This window comes from Micromonospora sp. U56, from assembly GCF_018070095.1.
In the GTDB taxonomy this organism is placed as follows: Bacteria; Actinomycetota; Actinomycetes; order Mycobacteriales; family Micromonosporaceae; genus Micromonospora; species Micromonospora purpureochromogenes.
On record NZ_JAGPYL010000257.1, the window covers coordinates 1 to 1,375 of the forward strand.

At 69.3% G+C, this 1,375-nt stretch carries 1 protein-coding gene and 1 pseudogene; one reads left to right on the top strand and one right to left on the bottom strand.

The genetic code is table 11. The features are described from left to right. Positions 1 to 334 (bottom strand): annotated as a pseudogene (locus KBX37_RS35140) (N-terminal phage integrase SAM-like domain-containing protein); the annotation flags it as partial. Between the two features lie 796 nt (positions 335 to 1,130). On the opposite strand from KBX37_RS35140, the gene KBX37_RS33860 reads away from it, so the two are divergent. Next, on the top strand, positions 1,131 to 1,375 hold a 245-nt coding region (locus KBX37_RS33860; RefSeq protein WP_210779885.1), incomplete at its 3' end, for a transcriptional regulator.

Genomic DNA, 1,375 nt, shown 5'->3' on the forward strand with positions numbered 1-1,375 from the left:
CGATGTCGGCGTTGCGTTGCTTGATCTTGTCGATGAGGTCCTCGATGTGGTGGGGGCGCAGTTTGTCCAGGACGACGTCGCCGAGGTGGGGGATGAGGTGCACGCGGACGTGGGATTCGTAGCCGCGGCGGGTGTTGTCATCGACGGTGAGCCGCTGCAGCCAGGTGGTCAGCCAGTCGGCAACGGTGGGCACACCGGCCAGTGGGGTGTCAGCGCGGAGCCGGTTGCGGACGGTGTCGACATCGGGCAGGGTTCCGCCGGCGCGGAGGGTGGCTTGCAGCAGGTCGCCGATCTCCGTGCGGCGGCGGCGGTTGCGGCCGGCGAGGTCGAGCAACTGCCGGGCGTGGTCGAGTTCGTCGGCGGCTTGTTTGTGGGTGTCGAAGCCGGTGGGGCGTAGCTGTCGGCGGCAGCCGTCGGCGGTGGGTGGGAGTTCCAGTTGGTAGGCCCAGTGGCCGTGGTCAGGGTTCCAGGACCGGTTAGCGCGTCGGAGTTTCGGGCAGTGGTTGCCCAGGGGTTTGCGGGTGCGCGGGTCGCCGACAGCCGCAACGTTTGAAGATCGATCCGTGTGACATGTTGCGAGGCTCTCCGGTGCGGTAGGGATGGTGAGACCGCGTGGGGTGGCAGCGGTTTCGTCGATCAACATGCACGCTCGACTGCCCCCGACGATCAAGTCGTCACGGGCAGCCGCCGCTCGGTGGAGACCTACGGTGCGGGTGGGTGCGGGTCGTCGCCGCCGGGTGTTGCCGGGATGGTGAGACGCAGGGCCGCCAGGAGGCCGGCGACGGGTATCCGGTACTGGTGGCCGGCCTAGATGACCGGGACGGGGAAGGCGCCGGCGCGGGCGAGGCGGTAGGCCGGGGGACAGTCCGAGGATCTGACCGGCGGTGACGACGTCGGTGGTCACGCCCAGCGCGCGGACGTCGTCCTCGGTCCACCGTCGTGTGGTCGCGGGTTCGGCTGGGGTGGTGGTCATGGAGGGGGTGCGGGTGCGTCGCCAGTCGCTCATGGCGCCGCGCCCTTCGTGGTGGGCGGAAGGCTCACGCTCGGTGGTGGCTGGTCTCCCTGTCGGGATTGTCGTGGCGGGACTCGGCTGCGGAACTGTCCGTGCAACAAGCAGCTATGGTGCCGGGATGAGCGCCCGTGAAGCCCTCGAACAGATCACGCGCACCCGCACGGTCACCGCCAGCGCGGTCCTCGGCAACCACGCCGACCTGCGCGCGTATCCCTACCGGCTCCTGTCCATCGTCACCCATCGCGGGATCGGCGGCGATCAGGTCACCCAGGCGGTGGCGGCGGCCGAAGTGCTCGAGCAGTTCGGGTGGGAACTCGTCACCGTCTCCGAGTTCGCCAGCAGCAGGATGGTCTACGCCATCAT